Annotated in this window: 8 protein-coding genes; 1 reads left to right on the top strand and 7 read right to left on the bottom strand. The window is 45.6% G+C overall.

Annotated elements, in window-relative coordinates:
- Positions 1–60: 60 nt before the first annotated feature.
- The 5 genes from AB7D94_RS04310 to AB7D94_RS04290 form a co-directional block, all read right to left on the bottom strand.
- Complete coding sequence (locus AB7D94_RS04310; protein WP_420264496.1) at positions 61–1,689, bottom strand: methyl-accepting chemotaxis protein; 1,629 nt, start codon at positions 1,687–1,689, stop codon at positions 61–63.
- Between the two features lie 55 nt (positions 1,690–1,744).
- Positions 1,745–3,454, bottom strand: coding sequence for a diguanylate cyclase domain-containing protein (locus AB7D94_RS04305; protein ID WP_420264495.1), 1,710 nt, complete (start codon positions 3,452–3,454; stop codon positions 1,745–1,747).
- A 71-nt stretch (positions 3,455–3,525) separates the two neighbouring features.
- Complete coding sequence (locus AB7D94_RS04300; protein WP_420264494.1) at positions 3,526–4,731, bottom strand: PAS domain-containing sensor histidine kinase; 1,206 nt, start codon at positions 4,729–4,731, stop codon at positions 3,526–3,528.
- Positions 4,732–5,016: 285 nt separating this feature from the next.
- On the bottom strand, positions 5,017–8,352 hold the full coding sequence (locus tag AB7D94_RS04295; RefSeq protein WP_420264493.1) for a CHASE2 domain-containing protein: 3,336 nt from the start codon (positions 8,350–8,352) through the stop codon (positions 5,017–5,019).
- Positions 8,349–11,798 (bottom strand): CHASE2 domain-containing protein, encoded by a 3,450-nt coding sequence (locus AB7D94_RS04290; protein WP_420264492.1) that lies wholly within the window; start codon positions 11,796–11,798, stop codon positions 8,349–8,351. The genes AB7D94_RS04295 and AB7D94_RS04290 overlap by 4 nt, the downstream gene beginning before the upstream one ends.
- 80 nt (positions 11,799–11,878) lie before the next feature.
- Between AB7D94_RS04290 and AB7D94_RS04285 the strand changes: the two genes are divergently transcribed.
- On the top strand, positions 11,879–12,541 hold the full coding sequence (locus tag AB7D94_RS04285; protein ID WP_420264491.1) for a class I SAM-dependent methyltransferase: 663 nt from the start codon (positions 11,879–11,881) through the stop codon (positions 12,539–12,541).
- Between the two features lie 148 nt (positions 12,542–12,689).
- Here AB7D94_RS04285 and AB7D94_RS04280 read toward each other — a convergent pair whose 3' ends face one another.
- The gene (locus AB7D94_RS04280) at positions 12,690–15,221 is read right to left on the bottom strand and encodes a response regulator (protein ID WP_420264490.1); all 2,532 of its coding nucleotides are present in this window, start codon (positions 15,219–15,221) and stop codon (positions 12,690–12,692) included.
- Entirely contained in the window at positions 15,214–17,514 is a 2,301-nt protein-coding gene (locus tag AB7D94_RS04275; protein ID WP_420264489.1) for a sensor histidine kinase, read from the bottom strand. The genes AB7D94_RS04280 and AB7D94_RS04275 overlap by 8 nt, the downstream gene beginning before the upstream one ends.
- Positions 17,515–17,922 lie beyond the last annotated feature (408 nt).

The following is a 17,922-nucleotide window of genomic DNA, read 5'->3' as shown; positions in this document are numbered from 1 at the left end:
TTTCCTAATGGCCGCCATTAGACTTTTCCTCCTAATGGACAATCTGGGATAAATATTCCTCTAAAACATATCAATACTTGACGAGCCATTTGAACCGGTTTTGAAACTTGATGATGACACCCTCAGTTCATCGGATATCTGGTTTATCATATTAAGGTCATTCATTAACTCATCGGCCATATTTCTCATGTCGGCAACTACCATTGAGGTCTTATCCGTGTGGGATTGAACCCTGTCGGAGATTTCAAGCTGATTAGTAACCGACTGCTGTATCTTCTCTATCTGAGACTGTGTATTTTTAGATGCCCCCACAATAGTTATCAGGGAATTGCCCACATCATTAATATATGCGGTAGCTTTTGATACCCCTTCGTAGGCATCCGCCATCGAAGTTGTGGTCTTTTGCGAGTCTTTCAGCACAAGTTCAATCTTACGCGAAATGTCGGCAGTCTGTTTTATCGTCTTTTCGGCGAGTTTCCTCACTTCATCCGCAACAACGGCAAACCCCCTTCCTTGCTCTCCTGCCCTGGCCGCCTCAATTGCCGCATTGAGGGCAAGCAGATTCGTCTGATCAGCTATCTCCTTAATAACCGTTACAACGTTTCCGATCTCTGAAAAGCTCTTATCAAGGTTCTCAATCATGACAGAAAGCTCTTTAGTTGAAGATTGCAACAGGTTTATTACATTAATCGCTCCATCAGATACATCTTTACCATTATTGGCGTGTTCCATGGTTTTTAAGGACGCCCCGGCTACTGTGGATATGTCGCTTGCCATGTCTTTAAACGTAGAGATCAACACGGTAGAGTCGTCAAATGAATGAGACGCCTGTTCGGCGATGTTTTCGGCACCCAGCCTGGCATTTTCGGCCTTTGCCCTCAATATCTTTTCGGCATTCAGAGAGAGAGCGTCCGCCAGGCTCAATATCGTATGTACAGAGTTACTAAACGAATGCACCATTGCATTCATACCCTGTGAAAGTATCCCTATCTCATCATTCCCAATAGTCTTGATGTTTACAGTAAGGTCACCGCCAGCGATTTCCCTCACCTTACTGGTAAGGGCAATTAATGGTCTGTGGGTTATTCTGACGATTGCGTAAACCGCTGCGCTTACACATAGAACGCCCAACATCCCGAGAAATATAAACAGGTACTCAAAGTGCTTCAACCTCTCTGCTGTTTTGTTTAGGGAAACTTTTATGCTGACTACTCCTAAAACATCGCCTTCCTTCACGTTATGGCATGAAAGACAGTTCCTGCCCATGACGTCTTGCCCGGCTATGTAAGGATAAATACCCCGAACCGAAGTGCCCTCGACGATCACTCTCTCTTTCCCTGTACGCATTACCTCCCTCTCCACGTCGTCATCAGGGTAATCACCTGGCTTTCCCTTCCCAAAGGACGCGTCTATTGCCTCACTTCTGACAACCCTCAAGTCAATCACTTTTTTCAATTGCTGCAAAAACGGCTCCTTCGCCTCCTTAAAATTGCCTGCAACCATCATAGAAGTAATGGCGTCCAGGACAGTGTTCTTGTAACCCATTATTGCGCCATTTTTTACCTCTTCAACTACCATGTCTCTGATTAAAAAGTCCGCTATCCATGTGTTAATAATTACGCCCAACAACACTATAAGCAATATAGGCACGCATGTTTTCTTACTTAATGACCAATTTTTGATATTCACTTTCCTGAGTCCCCCTTTCGCCGTCAGTATTCCATAACCTTGTTTCTGCCTTTGTTTATCCGACACGCTGCTGCTTGCGGGATACCTTGTCCTCATACATCCGCTTGTCGGCATCTTTGATGGCTAGCTCAATATCAAGGGCGCAATAGGCTGTTGCAGCGCCAAGCGATATGGACACCGGCCGGCCGTTGTTATTTTTGTTATACTCCGACTGATATGCCCTAACGCGATCTATTGATCTGACGGACAGACCCTCGTCAGTCTCACTGAGAATGACAATAAACTCATCGCCCCCCGTACGCGCTACTACATCGCTTCCACGAAAAGCCATCTTAAGCACATCTGACGCCCCCCTGATCAGCCGGTCTCCCGCCTCATGCCCGATTGAGTCGTTGACGCGTTTCAGTCCGTCCAAATCGGCTACTATAAAGCTGACCGGAAACTGCCTGCCCTTGGCTACGCGCTCCAATTCGGCGTCAAAATAAGCACGGTTATATAATCCTGTCATAGAATCGTGCGTGCTGCGATATTTGAGTTTCTCCTCTTCTTTTTTGCGTTGCGTTATGTCCCGCGATATTCCCACAAACTCCTTGATTTGTCCATCCGCCCCGATTATGGCCGACAGGACTACCTCAACAGGGATTATCCTCCCATCCTTGCACTTCTGTTCTAATTCAATCCTCTCCGAAAAGCAGTCAATATTCCCTGAATCCTTAAAACATGCAAGTTTTTCCATGAGGATGTCCCGAACATAGGCGTAAGACTGCGGCGTCATGGCCTCTGCGAATGTCTCATTGACGGCCTCTTCAACGGTAAATCCGCGCAGACTTGCTATTGATGGGCTTACATACGTAAAACTGTCCATTGAGGCGTCAAGCGTCCAGATGACATCGCTGACACTCTCGGCAATCAGCCTGAAACGCTCCTCGCTTTCCCTCATTTCATCTGACATCTGCTGAAGCACAATCATGTCATCATTCATGCGTGAGTTTATTTTTTGGAGGGACAAGTATTGATTTCTCCTCTGCGACAGGCTAAAGAGCATTAGGCCGGACACAAGGAAAAAAGCGGCCCCATGAGAGGCTGAAAGATTAATCCATTGATTATGAGTGGATTTAACTATGGTATCTGCATTTATCGTAACACTGATGCCGCCGCGTATGTCTCCAACCTTGTAGCCCTGTATCGCGTGACACATCAAACACGACTCGTCCACTAACAACGCGGACATATATCTGAACGAGCTACCTGATTTTTTTTCGATCAGCTCAAAGGTTTCCCTGTTTTTTGTCTTTTCAAAACCCTTTAATGCCGTAGATTCCCATTCGTCAGGGGCGTTTGCGGAATTGATTGGTTTGAGGCTAGTAGCGTGAAACAGGCCTTTTTCGTGCTCCTTTGCGAGCGCACTTAACTGTCGGGTCATGTAGTACGGGCTTATGTATGTGAATTTTTTATCTCCAATGGACACGGTCTGCCCACCCGGTACGTCGAGATATGGATTTGAAGGGGTAGCCTCGGCAATTGGCACATATACGCCGCCATGCCGCATATTCCACAATCTAACCACCTCTATTAGTTCGAACACAGAGCGTGCCTGGCCTTCCATTATACCTAATGATTGTTGCTTTACAGAAGATAGATTCCATACAAGAGAACAGGCAACAAGCGCAGCCCATATCAAAATCGGGAAAACCCAGTACCTTTTCAGAATGACATACTCATCCCGATAGAGCATCCTTCCAACATAGGTTTTAAAAAAGTCCATCTCTATATCCCCTCCTTTGATAATATAAACCCGATAACAAACTATGTATAGGAATTTTCAATCATATGTTGCTAATGCGTTTGCCCTGTAGGGTTTACACCACTGCCGCCGACTATGTTTAAACTAATGGTAAATTCTGCCCCTCCACCATAATTCCTAACCGTAAGGCTGCCACCCATGTTTGTCTCTACTATCGTTTTTGACATATACAGTCCAACCCCCGTTCCTTCCTTCCCCTTTGTTGTGAAATAAGGTTCAAAGATATTCCCAATAACATTGTCCAGAATACCGCCGCCGTTGTCTCTTACTGAAACAATCATCTTGTCTCTTTTTTTATCATTGCAGATATTAATTTCTATCTGCCCTCGTATTTTAATGCCTTTACCTCTTTTAGATATAATGGCATCTTTCGAGTTATTTAAAATATTTAGTATCACCTGCTTAAATTCATTTGGATATCCCTCTGTAAACAGTTTTGTGTCTTTTTCAGCAGTTACATAAATATCTATGCCATAGCCATTGAATATTCGAATAAACATAGATATCAATTCCTCTAAAGTATTTTTTACATTGAACAGTATCTTCTTTTTTGACGGCACGTAAAAGTTTTTGAAATCGGATATCGTATCTGACATAAAGTTAACCTGGCCAATTGCCATATCAACAAACCCTTTTATATATTTTTCGTCAATTTCCCCGCAGGCATATGCATCCTGTAAATCCTGCACACTTAACCCGATGGCATTGAGAGGCTGCACCCACTGATGGGTTATCATTCCTATCATCTCACCCATACATGCCATCTTGGATTGTTGAACCAATAACTGATTCTTCAGATTAATATCTGTAACGTCTATTCCTGTGGATATAATAAACAGTTCCGAACTGTTATCCTTTGAAAGCTCCACATTAGACCATGCTATCAGACGTTCAGACCCGCTCTTGCTTACCCAGTAATACTCATAGATGACGGGTTCTGAAACCCTGCCGCTTAGTATATTGTTAAAGAGCCTCTTTAACTCATCCATGTCCTCTTGCCGAACTAAAAGCTCACACAAGCACCTCCCTTTTACTTCGCTGAACTTATACCCTGACGCCCTCTCACAGGCATGATTAAAGTACACAATCCGCCCGTCTATATCAAGTACCATGATAAGTACTCCGACCTTGTCAAGGACGTTTGCCGGTATGCTAGAATTATATGCGCCTATTTTCGGCATAGAACTTCCAACAGCCTCCTCAAAAGAAACATTCAACGCCACCCCTGTTTCTAACATATGCAATCCCTCCCAATGGTATCAGTTGTATTACCACTTTCTCGTATAGTTCTATCACCATACTGAGATACATAATACACGACGAGGTGTTACATTTCAGTTACATATTAAACACAGAAGCAAAAAAAACTATAGATATTTATTATTATGTGAACAATATTTGAATGATTAAAGGTAAGGATTAAAGACGAAGGGGGGTACCACCCTTGAGTACTATACACGGCACAGCGGTAAAATCTCGGGCAGACCGGCTCCCCATTCATTGCGCGTTTTCACTATTAAGGTTTAACCCGCCTCCCACGCGCCTGTCCAATCTTCGGGTGGTGGGGTTGTTTTCAGGCGCTCAATCTCTGCTATGTATTTTTTGCTTGGCCCGTCCTCATGGGCGATATTCAGGCACTGTCTGAATGCCTCCAGCGCCGCCTCCCAGCGGCGTTGTTTGTATAGACTCAGGCCATCCTCAAATTGCCTGAACATCTCAAGCCTTTGCTCATCCACCGTACACATCTCTGCAATTAACTCGTGGTATTGCCGCGGGTTGCCCCTGAGGCCGTCCGCGAACATACTTAATCTCACCCCTATTACCTTCTCAATTGACGTACATTGATAGGTGAGTTTATCAACAATCACCGAACTGTCCAGGTCTTCTTTTAATAACAGGCCTTTCAGGTTGTCCGAAAGTGACGCGGCAGTCTCATCACCGGTACAGTTTATCCTCTTGTTTATACTCTCAATGCCTTTTTCAAGCTTATCAGCCATGTCAATGAATGTCTCGGTCTCTGCCTTGCCTATCTTGCCGGTGAGCGCTATGATATGTGCCATCTGATGTTTCAGCGTTATCTTCCACCTTAAGAGCACCGCCTCGTAGGGTGTGGATTCCTTTTCCAGCGCGCCGTGAAGTTGCGTTATTTCATTACGAATCTTCAACGGCGGCTCTTCCTGTTCATATATTGCCACATGAGGCTTCAATTTCCCTTGCAATTCGTGGATGCTGTCTTCAATGCTGACTATGTGGATTATGTCTTTTATCTGCATAAACTGGACAGAAAGCTCCGCCAGTTCAGAAAACATCTGCCGAATCTCTGTCAGTATGGGCAGCTCCGGCAGCGCCTTATTCTTAAAGTAATAGTTATAGCCCAGTATTTTCTCAGGCCGCAGCTTTTTAAACGATTTTATGACAAGCTCAGGTACCGGCCTCTGTTGCCAGTGGGAGAGAAACTTTTCCTTTTTCCATCCCGCCAGTTCATACACGGAGTCCGTGGCGTGATGGGTCTTAATCTCGCCCAGACACCTTGCCTCTACATAGTCTTTGGCGTCCTCGTAGGTATCGTGACCAATCATAATCCATGTGTCGAAGATTTTGTTGGCCGGTTCAAGCTCCTCGGCAACTGTGGCCGCCGGTCCCATGGCCGTGTACTGGACGTGTCCCTCTGAACCCATGTTACCCACCAGCACCATTCCCGTGTTTACCCCCATTCGGGCGGTTATCCTTACGCCATACTGAAGGAGTATCATGCGCTGCACGACCAGTAGTTCCTCCTGCTGATAGAGCGCCGCCCAGCAGGCCTTCCATGCGTGTCCGGCGTCACTTAGTGGCACGCCGAAGTCCGCCTTTATCGCATCCCCCTCGTACTTATCAACATAGCCCTCATAGCACATTATAATGTTGCTCATCGGCGTGAGATAGATGTTTAGTATATCTGCCAGCTCCCTCGATGTAACGCCTTCTGATATGGTCGTAAACCCGGAGACATCTGATGAGAACATCGTCGCGCGCTTTAGCTCGCCGCCAAGGTTCAGCTTGCCGGGGGTTTTTTCGATGATCTTTAATATCTCCGGCGATACCATCGTGGAAAACATCTGCCTGACCATCCTGCGCTCGTTGCGCTCCTTAAAATACCTGTAAATTACGCCGCCGAAATACGCGCCGAATATGGCAAACAGCGGCCGCGAAACAGGCATTACAATACCCTGTGACGTAAACAAATACCACGAAAACACTAAATACCCGCCCGCCGCAAAAATGGTTATCACGCCGCTCCTTACAGGGGACATCAGCACTACGAACACAACGATAAAATACGCCAGCGCATACGTTATCAGGTAAATCAGCAGCGGGGGTGGCTCGTGGAGGAATTTCCCTGTCAGTATGGAGTTCAGCACGTTTATGGGCAGGTCAAGCATCGCGTGGCGCTCCATAAACGGGGTTGGATTCTGTGCGGTCAGGCCGGTTGCCGTAAGTCCGTAGAAAACTATCTTGTCCTTTAATATCAATGGGGTTATCGTCTGAACCCTGCCGTTGACCTTATTGTCCATTTTCTCAAAATAGAGTGGCCTCACCAATGGTATAGTCTCGTTTTCGAGGTGGAACTTTATCAAATCATATGAGTTTTTGAGGTCTGCCTCTTGCGGCGTCAACCCAAGTTCCTTTACGGCCTCATCAAAGACGGGTGGCTTTTCGGTCTCATCATATTTTTGAAGCAGGTAGTTGTTAAATTTAACCTGATTGGCAATCCTTGTCCACTGCTCCGGCAATCCAAGATAATCCATCGCGTCTTTTACGGTACAGCCGGTAGAGTTTAAGTGATTCTCAATCAGTGTGGCATTATACACTAAGACTGCTGTCTCTTCGCTTTTGCCTTTGGCAGCGTACGGGTGTTTTTGCAGCTCTTTTTTGAGATTGGCGAGGGCGGCGCCGGGGTCTGGCATCGTTTTTAAGTCATATTTCCTAAGCTCATTTTTGGCCTCCTGAAGCAGGATAAAAGACGCGGCAATACCAAAAGGAACGCGCTGAAACGTGTCTTTGTACCTGCCCGCCCAATTTATCAACATCTGTCCTTCCTTGTCTATGGGTATTGTTGTTGTTTTGCCCGCGCCTTCAAGCCTGATGGCCTTACCAGTTGTGACCGTAACATTGTCCGCGCTGCTCAGTTTTATCGCCACATCCAGCGGGAGCGAAGGATAGGGTGTACTATTGACGCTTGTAATCAACGGGTATCTGAACACAACACCCTGCTTGTCCATAACGATAGAGTTAAAGCCTCCGCCCCGGATAGTACCCGCGGGGAAACCTTCTGAAGGGACAGAGGGGGAGGGCTGCCCTGTCTGTGCTGATTTCACCGTGTAGAAAACCTGTCCGTAGTCTTTCAGCGAGTGATAAAAACCGTCGTCGCCGCCACCGCTGTCTATATATGACATAGTCATATCGGCGCTGCCACTTTCGTATGCACCTTTAATCATGTCTTTCAGAAGCCACGCCGCACTCTCTTCCATTGAGTTGTGGGTGGCCCTGGATATGTCTATGTCCGTAAATATAACCGCCCGGCTTTTGTAGAGTTTTAATAAATCCACAAGCGACTTATGCCTGTATAGTGGCCAGGGCCAGCGTCCCAGTGTCTCAATGGCATTGTCGTCTATGTCTATGCTCATAATGGCGGGGTCGGTTATAAGCGGCGGCCGTTTTAGAAACGCGGTCTGAAGGGCGGTGTCCTCAAGCCTGTCAAACGCCCCCAGTACGCTAAGGACGGTTGCCATAAGCGATACAATAGTCCCGATAGCAATGGCGCTCAGGAGTATTAAATATATCTTTCCCGCATATTTTTTTCGAAACTTATCTTTCATTTCTTTGTCTGGACGAATTCCCCCTGCCATAACTCCGGGGGAGGGTTTTCCTTATATAACTCTATCCGGTTAATAAAAGACTGTGCCGGGGCGTCGTCTGGCACGTACCGCAGCACCTTTTGAAATATCTCAATTGCATCATCCCAACGGCGCTCCCAGTACAGCGTAAGCGCCTCCTCAAAATGTTTGCTGGCGGCCAGGTCATCTTGCGTGGGTGCGCCTGCCAGGGACATCATCTCATGCCACGCTCCAGCCTCGCCCGATAATTTTTTACAGAAATCCCCCGCCATTGCCTGATAGCGGCCTTGCCCATCGGCGATAGTGGCATTGAGGCGGTGGTTGTCCATGGCCTCCTTACCTGGCACGAAGTCTCTTAAAGCGCCGGTACACCTGCGAATATGATCGTCCTCAATATGTTCATTTTGAAAGCGGGACAGGAGCATTTCACACTTATATAAGAGTGCCCTGGCCGCCTGGGCAAGCCCCTCTGTGGCAACTCCCCCGGTATGCGTATTTAACGCCGGGTCTTCAAGCATTCCCACGATTTTGGTTAACTCCTCTTGTTTTGAGTTTAAATAAACATAAAGGCCGTCTGACACTGCCTCACCGTCTGAGCCAGAAAAATGGTGTCCCTGCGTTTCCTTTAAATTGTGTTTAAACGCAATCACAGATGTGTGAAATATAGTGGCCTCGCCTTTCAATTTGCTAATGAGGAGCGGTTCTATGATTGGCAGACACGCGGTAAAAAATTTCCAAATAGTCTCTGCCAACGGGTGGGAGGTTTTCTTATATATCTTTTCCCACATACGCAGATAGCCGAATATCTTACCAGTCGGGCATTTAAGCCATAGGTTTTTTATGTGTGCCGGGACGGGTTTGCCTGAGTGGAGTTTTAAGTATGCCTCCGGCCTCCAGCCGACGCAGTCGTAGATGGCCAGGGGTTTGGTCTTTCCCTTGAGCAGGAGTTTATCAAGCAGCCGAAGGTGGACGAAATCTGAGATAACTGGTACCGCGTCCTCTCCTGTGATGGCATAGTCAGAGTTGTAAATAAAATTTGCGGCCATAAATCTGGCGGCCACATTTACGGGGTCACCCATGACGGTGTATTGAAATTTCTCCTCAGAACCCATATTACCTGCCGAGACATAGCCATAATTAAAACCCATCGCCACGTTTACCGAAAGACCGTAGGCGGTCTCCACGTAAAACTTAAATGCCTCAATGTCAAGCCTTTGCTCAATGGCGCTGAAGGCGCATTTAACCGCGCATAATTCGTCGTCTACCGGAACCCCGAAGTCTGCCATGATGACGTGTCCTTCATATTTGTCAATATACCCGCCATAGTTCATGATTATCTCGCTGTTGGGTGAGAGGTAAATACTAAGAAGGGCGGGCAGTTCACCAGGCGATACCTTTCTGATGGCCTCGTTCATGCCGTTTAGGGCGGAGAAAAATACTGCGGCGGCCTTGCGCTGTCCGGTCAGAGAGAAACTGTCCGGGTTTTCCTCCATTGTCTTTAGTACCGCCTTTGACACCATTTTAGCAAATAACGACCTGACCTTTTTTCTCTCCAGAAACATCCTCACAAATTGAATAACAAGGGAGGTGATATACGCGCCGACCATACCCGTAAGTGGAATGACTAAATCTATCCGGTATCCTTTCACAATCCAGAGTTTCAATGTAATAAACGCATATGCGGCGGCGGCCACTACCGCTACGGCAGAGGATGCGATAACGCCGGCCATAATGCCCGTTACCCCGGCCAATACGGCAAGGGCAATGGTAATGGCCCTGTTGTATAACACGGGTGCGGTCTGTAGGAACTGCCCTGTGAGTATGGAATTTATGGCATTGAGGTGGAAAGATACCATAGGGGCGTAGGATTCATACGGGGTAGGGTCAAGGTCTATGGTGTTTGTCCCGGCGAGGCCGACCATAAAAATCATGCCTTCCATATCTGTGGGGGAGAAGGCGCGAGGCTCCCCCTGTTGCATCAGATGCGGCGCGTCCGGGAAATAATATGGGTAGGCCTCTTTGAGACGTCCCTTAGCGTAAAACCACTTCATGTTTTTCACCGCCTCGGCAATCTGCGGGGAGTACGGGCCTCCATGATTATTGTCGGCGCTGCCGCCCCGATGTTCCATCAACTCTTTTTCAACTTTGACAGAGGCCGCCACCACGGCATATATCTTATCAATGGTATCCCCTTTGACATATGGTTTTAATTGCTGATAAATCTCCGCCTGCTTAATCCCCCTGTTGAGCAATTCAGAGACGAGAAGGGCGGCGGCAATATCTGAGGCGATGGCGCGTCCGCTGGCCTCTGTGACAAGCGTGTCTTCCATCAGGTCTGCGTATATATCTCCGTACAACTCATCGTAACTGCTTCCCGCATATTTCGAGGCGATTTGTTTTGCCCTGATGACGGCATAGAAATAGGACAAGACGTCATAGGGGATGTGTGTGTAGGAGTTACGATATGTGCCGGCCCAGTTCAGGGGCATCTGACAGCGTGAATCTATGGGAATTGTAACATCATGGCGCGTATCGCTGCCGTATTGCAGGGCCTGTTTGAGTATGAGGTATCTACCGGGGACGATTACCATATCGTTGAGTTTAAAATCCATGACGTTAGAGAGCATTTTTAATATAACGGGGTAGGTCATGTAGTTATCATAGCGGCGCAGCAGCGTATAGTTTCTCACAATGGAGTCGCTGTCGAGGTCGGGTTGTGCATAGCCGGTGCCCTTTGCCGCGGCGATGAACTCCTCAAGCGGCGGGCTGATGTGTATGTCGGCGTGCAGGGTACTGGCGTCAATAGCTTTGGGAATGGGCAGGAAGGTTTTTTCAAGCAAGTTAATTGCGGTGTCTGCGCCTGTATTCGGCGTACCTGGCCGCATCGTGCCCTTATTTTTACTATCCTTACCTTCATGCGCCCTAACCGTGTAATAGCTTAAATAGATATTGCCGAATTTAGTCATTGCCTCAGCAAATTCCTCGTCATAGGTTCTGAAGGAATCGTCAAGGAGGCGGAGGAAGTCCGTTTCATTTTTGTAGCCGCTGCCGGCCATGAATTTCTTAATGGTGGCAGGATAGAAAACCGTGTTTTCCCTTTCCACAAAAAAGACATCAAAGGCTGCGGCTTTGGCGTTATAAAAATTAAGCGTATTAACGAGCACCGCGTGCCTTAGGCGCGGCCACGGCCACTGCCCAAACAGACGAAGCGATGAGTCGTCGAAATCTATATATCCCAGCGAGGGGAGGGTCTTTATCGGCGGACGATGTTTATATCTCATATCAACGGTGTAAAGCTCAAGGTCAGCCGCAAACTGAAACGTCCCTATAAACAGGGCTATCAACCCCGCACAAAGTCCAATTAAAATCCCCTGTGCAGGTTTAGAAAGTTTTACTCTTCCCACGTATTTTCGTATTATATCCAGCATGACAGGAAATATTATATCATAACGCCTTACCCAACCGTAAAAGTAGCAATCACTGAAATAAATAATTTATACTAACCCAAATGGGCAGACTCTTAAACATAATAACACCGCTTCACAAGCAGACCTCGCGGGACTATCTGGCGAGAATGTCTGATGGCAAGGTGGAGTGCATGAAGGTCGCCAGACGCTTTGACAGGGACTTCTGGGATGGCGATAGAAGATACGGCTATGGCGGCTACAGGTATGACGGCAGATGGAGTCAACCGGCGGCAGAGCTGATTAAAACCTATAATCTTGGCCAAAACGCCAAAATCCTTGATGTTGGATGCGGCAAGGGCTTTTTACTGTATGAATTGAAAAAGCTCCTGCCGGAGTGTACGGTAGTTGGCTTTGACCTATCGCCCTACGCGGTTGAAAACGCGAAGCAGGAAATAAGGCATAACATCAGCGTTGGCAATGCCAGTGAGCCATACCCATACGGTGATAAGACATTTGACCTTGTGATTTCCATAACCACGTTGCATAATCTGCATGTTTATGAACTAAAAAGCGCATTGAGTGAAATTGAAAGGGTGGGCAGTAATAAATACATCGCGGTAGAGAGTTATAACTGCGAACAGCAACTTTTCAATCTTCAATGTTGGGCGCTCACCTGTGAATCATTTTATAAGACTGAGGAGTGGGTCTGGATTTATAACGAATTCGGCTACAGCGGAGATTATGAGTTTATATATTTTGATTAATACGATAGATGTGGCTGTTATAGCCTGACGTTCAGCGGAGAGAGTCAGCGAAAGGCTGGAGTTGGATGGCGGCGGACACATTTTTGGGCACCTATTTTTGGGAAGATACGGGCAGTGCTGTGGAAGCCGAGTTTAGCATGACATCATACTAATCTTGAAGGCCATTAAGTTCTTTTTTTAGTAAATTGTCTAACTTTTCCATTAATATCATAAAATGGCATTTGGCGTTATCAATGTCTGACTTTCTCAACGACATCATCATGCGAAATGCGGCCGCTTTAATTTCTGCAAGTGATAGTCTCTCGGCATTATCCCTGATGGCCTCAGCCTGTTTCTCGGTCAGAAAATAATTTTCGGAATTCAGGGATTCTCTCATGGAGACTATAAGGTTGGCGGTATGTTGTATTAACACCCTTATCTCACCATGCGGTATAGTTTCTATGAGTTTAGAATTGCTTATCTGTGCGATGAGTTCTTCTAACCGAATATCATCTTCTACATTATCATGATGTGTGGCAGCGGTGTTGTCAGAACGTACAGGCATTTTTTCACATTGGACGGGGCGTTCGGTTGTTTCATTCCCTTCAACGACAGTATATTTCGCTATGATTTGAACCAGTTCATTCGGCCTGATAGGTTTAGTTATATAGTCGTCCATTCCTGCTTCTATACAACGCTCCCTGTCTCCTTTTAATGCGTGGGCTGTCATTGCAATAATCGGAATGTTACGGGTGGAGTCTGAGGATTTGATTATTTTTGCCGCCTCAAGACCATCCATTACCGGCATTTGCACATCCATTAAAATCAAATCAAACATTACCTCGTTCAGAAGGGCAACCGCCTTCTCCCCATCCACTGCTTCCGTAACGTTGCAGCCATTCTTTTTCAATATCTCACTGGTAACCACCCGGTTATTCATGTCGTCCTCAACAAGCAGGACGCGCAGCATGGAAAGTCCGGCTTGAGCAGACACAGGCGTTTGGAGTTTCTTACTGGCTTCAATTGTGTCCGGATGTTTTGAATAAAGAACTTTTGTCACAGTATTTATTATATCCTTATGTTTTATCGGCTTACTGATATGGCAGAAGACCCCCAGCTCAGTACATCTATCTAAATCCCCACTTCTTTGATTGGAGTTTAGCATCATAATGACATAGGATGGCAAACCCGCGTCTTTTATATGCTCCGCCATTTTGAAGCCACCAATGCCTGAGAGCCGTACATCCACAAATATAATATCATACGGGTTGGCAGCCGCATTGGTGGCGGCCTCCAGTTTGTTAAACGTCTCATCTGCTCCTATGGCCTCATCAGGCTCGTTGCCGCAGCAACGTAAAATGTCTTTGATTATTCTGGCGGTGGTGGGATAATTGCAGGAAACCAATACCTTGATATTATTGAAACTACATGAATCTGTTTTTTCTTTTTCAGCACTCAGAAAAAATTGTGCTGTGAAGTGAAACGTGGTACCCCTGCCCTCAGTGCTTTGTATCCATATTTTGCCACCCATCAGTGAGACCAACCTCTTTGAGATGGCAAGGCCAAGGCCGGTACCTCCATATTTTCTCGTTGTTGAGCCATCTGCCTGAGAAAAGTTTTCAAAAATTTGGTTAAACTTGGACTCCGGTATCCCTATCCCTGTATCAGATACCGCAAAATGAAGCAAGACAAGTTTATCGTCAGCATTGTCCTGTTCAGTCTCAACCTCCAACACTATCTCCCCTGCCGAAGTGAATTTCAGGGCATTGCCCAGCAGGTTAAGAAGTATCTGCCCAAGGCGTCCAGGGTCGCCAATTAGTTTTAACGGCACTTCTGGTTTTATATGGCTTGATAACTCAAGACCCTTCTTGTGTACCTGAATAGAGATAGGATCACAGACGCCTTCCACTAATTCCCGAAGATCAAAATCTATGGACTCAAGTTCCAGTTTTCCGGCTTCTATTTTTGAAAAATCCAATATGCCGTTTATAAGCGATAAAAGAGAGTTGGCTGAACTAAGCACCGTATGCATGTATTGCCTGTGCTGAGGTTTTAGATCCGCTTCAAGGACAAGCTCACTTAGTCCGATAATGGCATTCATAGGGGTTCGAATCTCATGGCTCATGTTGGCAAGGAACTCACTCTTGGCAGAGTTTGCCGCGTCTGATGCCTCCTTTTCTCTGATTATCCTCTCAAGGTTCCTTTTGTTGTTTTCAATGATTTGAATATCTCTGTATGTCCTTAAAGATAAAATCATCAATATATTGAACTTGTCAATGGACAATTCGGTTTTCTCAACGTAATCATTGATATCGTACTGAGTTATGATGTCCAACTTTGGTGACTGTCCAGGCTGTCCTGTCCTTAGCACTATCCGGACAAGATTGTTTTTCAACTCTTCTCTGATATATCTTGCCGTATTCAGCCCGGCAAGATCATCTTCCATCACGACATCTAAAAGTATAAGGGCAGTGTCAGTATTGTCGGAAATGAGGCGTTTTGCCTCGCTGCCGGAGTAGGCACTTAATAATTCAAGGGATTTACCATCATAAGCAAAACTTCTCAACGCCAGGCTTGTCATAGCGTGTACCTCTGGCTCATCGTCAACTATCATTATCTTCCACTTTTCCGCCGTCTGCGGCAATGTGCTTACTTTGCCCTCCTGAAAGAAGAACTGATCGTCACCAGCGTGGTCAATCATGCTGTTTCTCCCTGATAGTGGGGAACTCAATTATAAATGTTGCCCCCTCTCCCTCTGTACTTTTACAGTCTATGCGTCCGCCCAGTGTCTGAGTGACTATGTTAAACACAATATGCAATCCAAGTCCAGTGCCTCCGGTGCCTCGCCTCGTAGTGAAAAAAGGATCAAATATCCTATTAAGATTCTCCTGTGATATCCCCTTGCCATCATCTTTGTATTCTACAGTTATCTCCGTCTCTTTTGCCACTACTTTAATTGATATATCACCTTTATCACAGGGGGCATACGCGTGTATGAGAGAGTTCAACAAAAGATTGGTTATGATTTGGGCAAACGCTCCAGGATAACTATCCACCGTTAAGTCTTCTGAACATGTGATTTCAATATTAAGTTGACAATGCTTCAGTTTCGGATGAAGGGTCAAGAGTATCTCTTCTAAGTACTCCTTTATCCTGAAAGTCCGTCTCTCCTGAGTTACCTGGTCCGCGGCTACCATCTTGAAGCTCTTTATCAGATCAGCGGTACGTTGAAGATTTCTGAATATAAGTTGGCCGTTTTGCTCCACTTCGGTGATATAATCCTCAAGTTGAGACTTATTAAGTGACTTGTCATTAAAGGCGGCCACGATGGTTTCACTTTTTTTCACGATGTTGGACGACAGTGTGTAAGCAATACCCACGGGTGTATTTATTTCATGTGCCACTCCGGCAACCATTCCCCCAAGTGATGCCATCTTTTCAGACTGAATAAGGTGCTGCTGGCTCCGCTTAAGGTCATTGTAAGCACGTTCTAAGTCTGACATAGACTGCTTTAATTGGGTCTCGGTTTCTCTGCGTTTTGTAATGTCAGATATAACTGCAAAAGACCCTGTGGGATTTCTATTATCGTCTATAAGGGCAGTGGCGGCCACAACTGCATACACTATTTTGCCACTCTTATGCAGAAACGTAGTCTCCAACCGGTCGCTATGACCCGTCACCGCCTGGCTCTTTACAGTTTCTATCGCCTTAATCTTCCCTTCGTCATCCATAAATTCTAAAAAATTCACTCCTAACATCTCATCCATTGTGTAACCAAGCATATCAGCAATCGCATGGTTTACAAACGTGGTAATGCCATCGTTATCAACCGCCCATATGCCCTCCATAGAAAGCTCTACGAGCTGGCGGTATTTTCTTTCTTTTTCATGGAGCGTTTGCTCCATTGATAACAATTGTCCTATCTTTTCTTGTAACTGCAGGGTCCTTTCATTTACCATCCGTTCAAGCGCGTTATTTGCAGCAGTTATTGACTGTTCATATTCTTTACGTCTTTTTATATCCAACGCCATAAGGGACAGCAGCATTACGATAAGAAATATTACGCTTACCAGAGAAACCGCCGCCGAGATATTAAATATGATTGTTGGGTTGATTTTAGATAATGTAACAAGCATATATATATGCCAATCGCCTCTGGTGGAGAGGACATCTTCCATAAGATATTGGACATCATCGTGTTTATTCGAGCCGTTCCAATGAAGGGTAATGATCGTTGCATTATCCTCAACAATAGTTTTAATTACCGGTAATGGCGGCAGAGGCTCCGACAAGTATTGCTTGCTGTCTTTTAATTGCTTCATGGTTTTCTCAGGTAGTTTACCCATAGTGTGTAACATGTACCTATTGTCAGTGGCGTCAAATATAACATTGTTTGTATCTGATATAAACACAATCTCATTGACGCCAATGTCTGGCGGCAGCAAAGAAAGCAAATCGTATTTGACTACGGCAACGCCGATTACATCAGCGCCATGTCTTATGGGATAAGCATTATAATAGCCTAGTAACTTTGTCCTCGTGCCCTGGGCAACAAAGGTATTCGGCTGTCCCTTAATCGCTTTTTTATAATATTCTCTAAAACTATAATCTACTCCCATTAAACTTTTTGGTGATTTATAATTGCTTGAGGCAATCGTAATGCCGTCACTATTCAATATGAAGACTAAAGATGCCTCGGCTGAAACACTAAATTCTGACAGATATTCATTCATGGCATCAACATTGTATATGTGATTACAAAACTCGACTATTATGGGGTTTTCAGATAATGTTTTCGCAGGGATGGCATAACTTTCCAGCTTGAATGACTGAAACCGATTGAGTATTGCCAGACGCTCCTGCATCTCTTTCCGCAGCAGCCGCGTTTCGTTTTTCTTTGTCGTTACATACGCAACCACCACCGTAATCAGGCACACCGCTACAAAGGCAATGACAATCCTGAGATTGAAAAACTGTTTAATAGTATTTTTCACCTGAAAATCCTCACGCTATAGCGCCATTATACATTATGCTATTATAACCGTTTGCCGTAATCTCCTCACCTTATTCTATACTATTATGATAGGTCAATTTTACGCGCCTATTGACAATATAAAGCTCCAACCCTTCCTATTTGCTGCCTTCCTTTTCTATCGTCAAACGTTTCATATGGGTAGTATAGCAAAACTCCTGTGGTATCTTCTTTTTCCCATTGATGCCCAAGCTCCGATATAGGAATTTGCACCCGTCGGCATAAAGGGTTTTTGAGGGCATTTTTGTCATTTACAATGCTTTCAATCCTTTATCCTGTATCATTAACAACAACATTATTATCTTAACTACTCAATATTACATAGTATCTCATTTTATAAACATACCTCTGTTTTCGATCAGATATGTAA

It is taken from the genome of Candidatus Magnetominusculus dajiuhuensis, assembly GCF_046044395.1.
In the GTDB taxonomy this organism is placed as follows: Bacteria; Nitrospirota; Thermodesulfovibrionia; order Thermodesulfovibrionales; family Magnetobacteriaceae; genus Magnetominusculus; species Magnetominusculus dajiuhuensis.
This window is presented reverse-complemented; position numbering and strand designations above follow the sequence as displayed.

Coding starts and splice junctions, on each gene's coding strand:
- AB7D94_RS04305 (WP_420264495.1), bottom strand. CDS start 3,454: ATGGACTTTTTTAAAACCTATGTTGGAAGGATGCTCTATCGGGATGAG.
- AB7D94_RS04300 (WP_420264494.1), bottom strand. CDS start 4,731: ATGTTAGAAACAGGGGTGGCGTTGAATGTTTCTTTTGAGGAGGCTGTT.
- AB7D94_RS04295 (WP_420264493.1), bottom strand. CDS start 8,352: ATGAAAGATAAGTTTCGAAAAAAATATGCGGGAAAGATATATTTAATA.
- AB7D94_RS04290 (WP_420264492.1), bottom strand. CDS start 11,798: ATGCTGGATATAATACGAAAATACGTGGGAAGAGTAAAACTTTCTAAA.
- AB7D94_RS04285 (WP_420264491.1), top strand. CDS start 11,879: ATGGGCAGACTCTTAAACATAATAACACCGCTTCACAAGCAGACCTCG.
- AB7D94_RS04280 (WP_420264490.1), bottom strand. CDS start 15,221: ATGATTGACCACGCTGGTGACGATCAGTTCTTCTTTCAGGAGGGCAAA.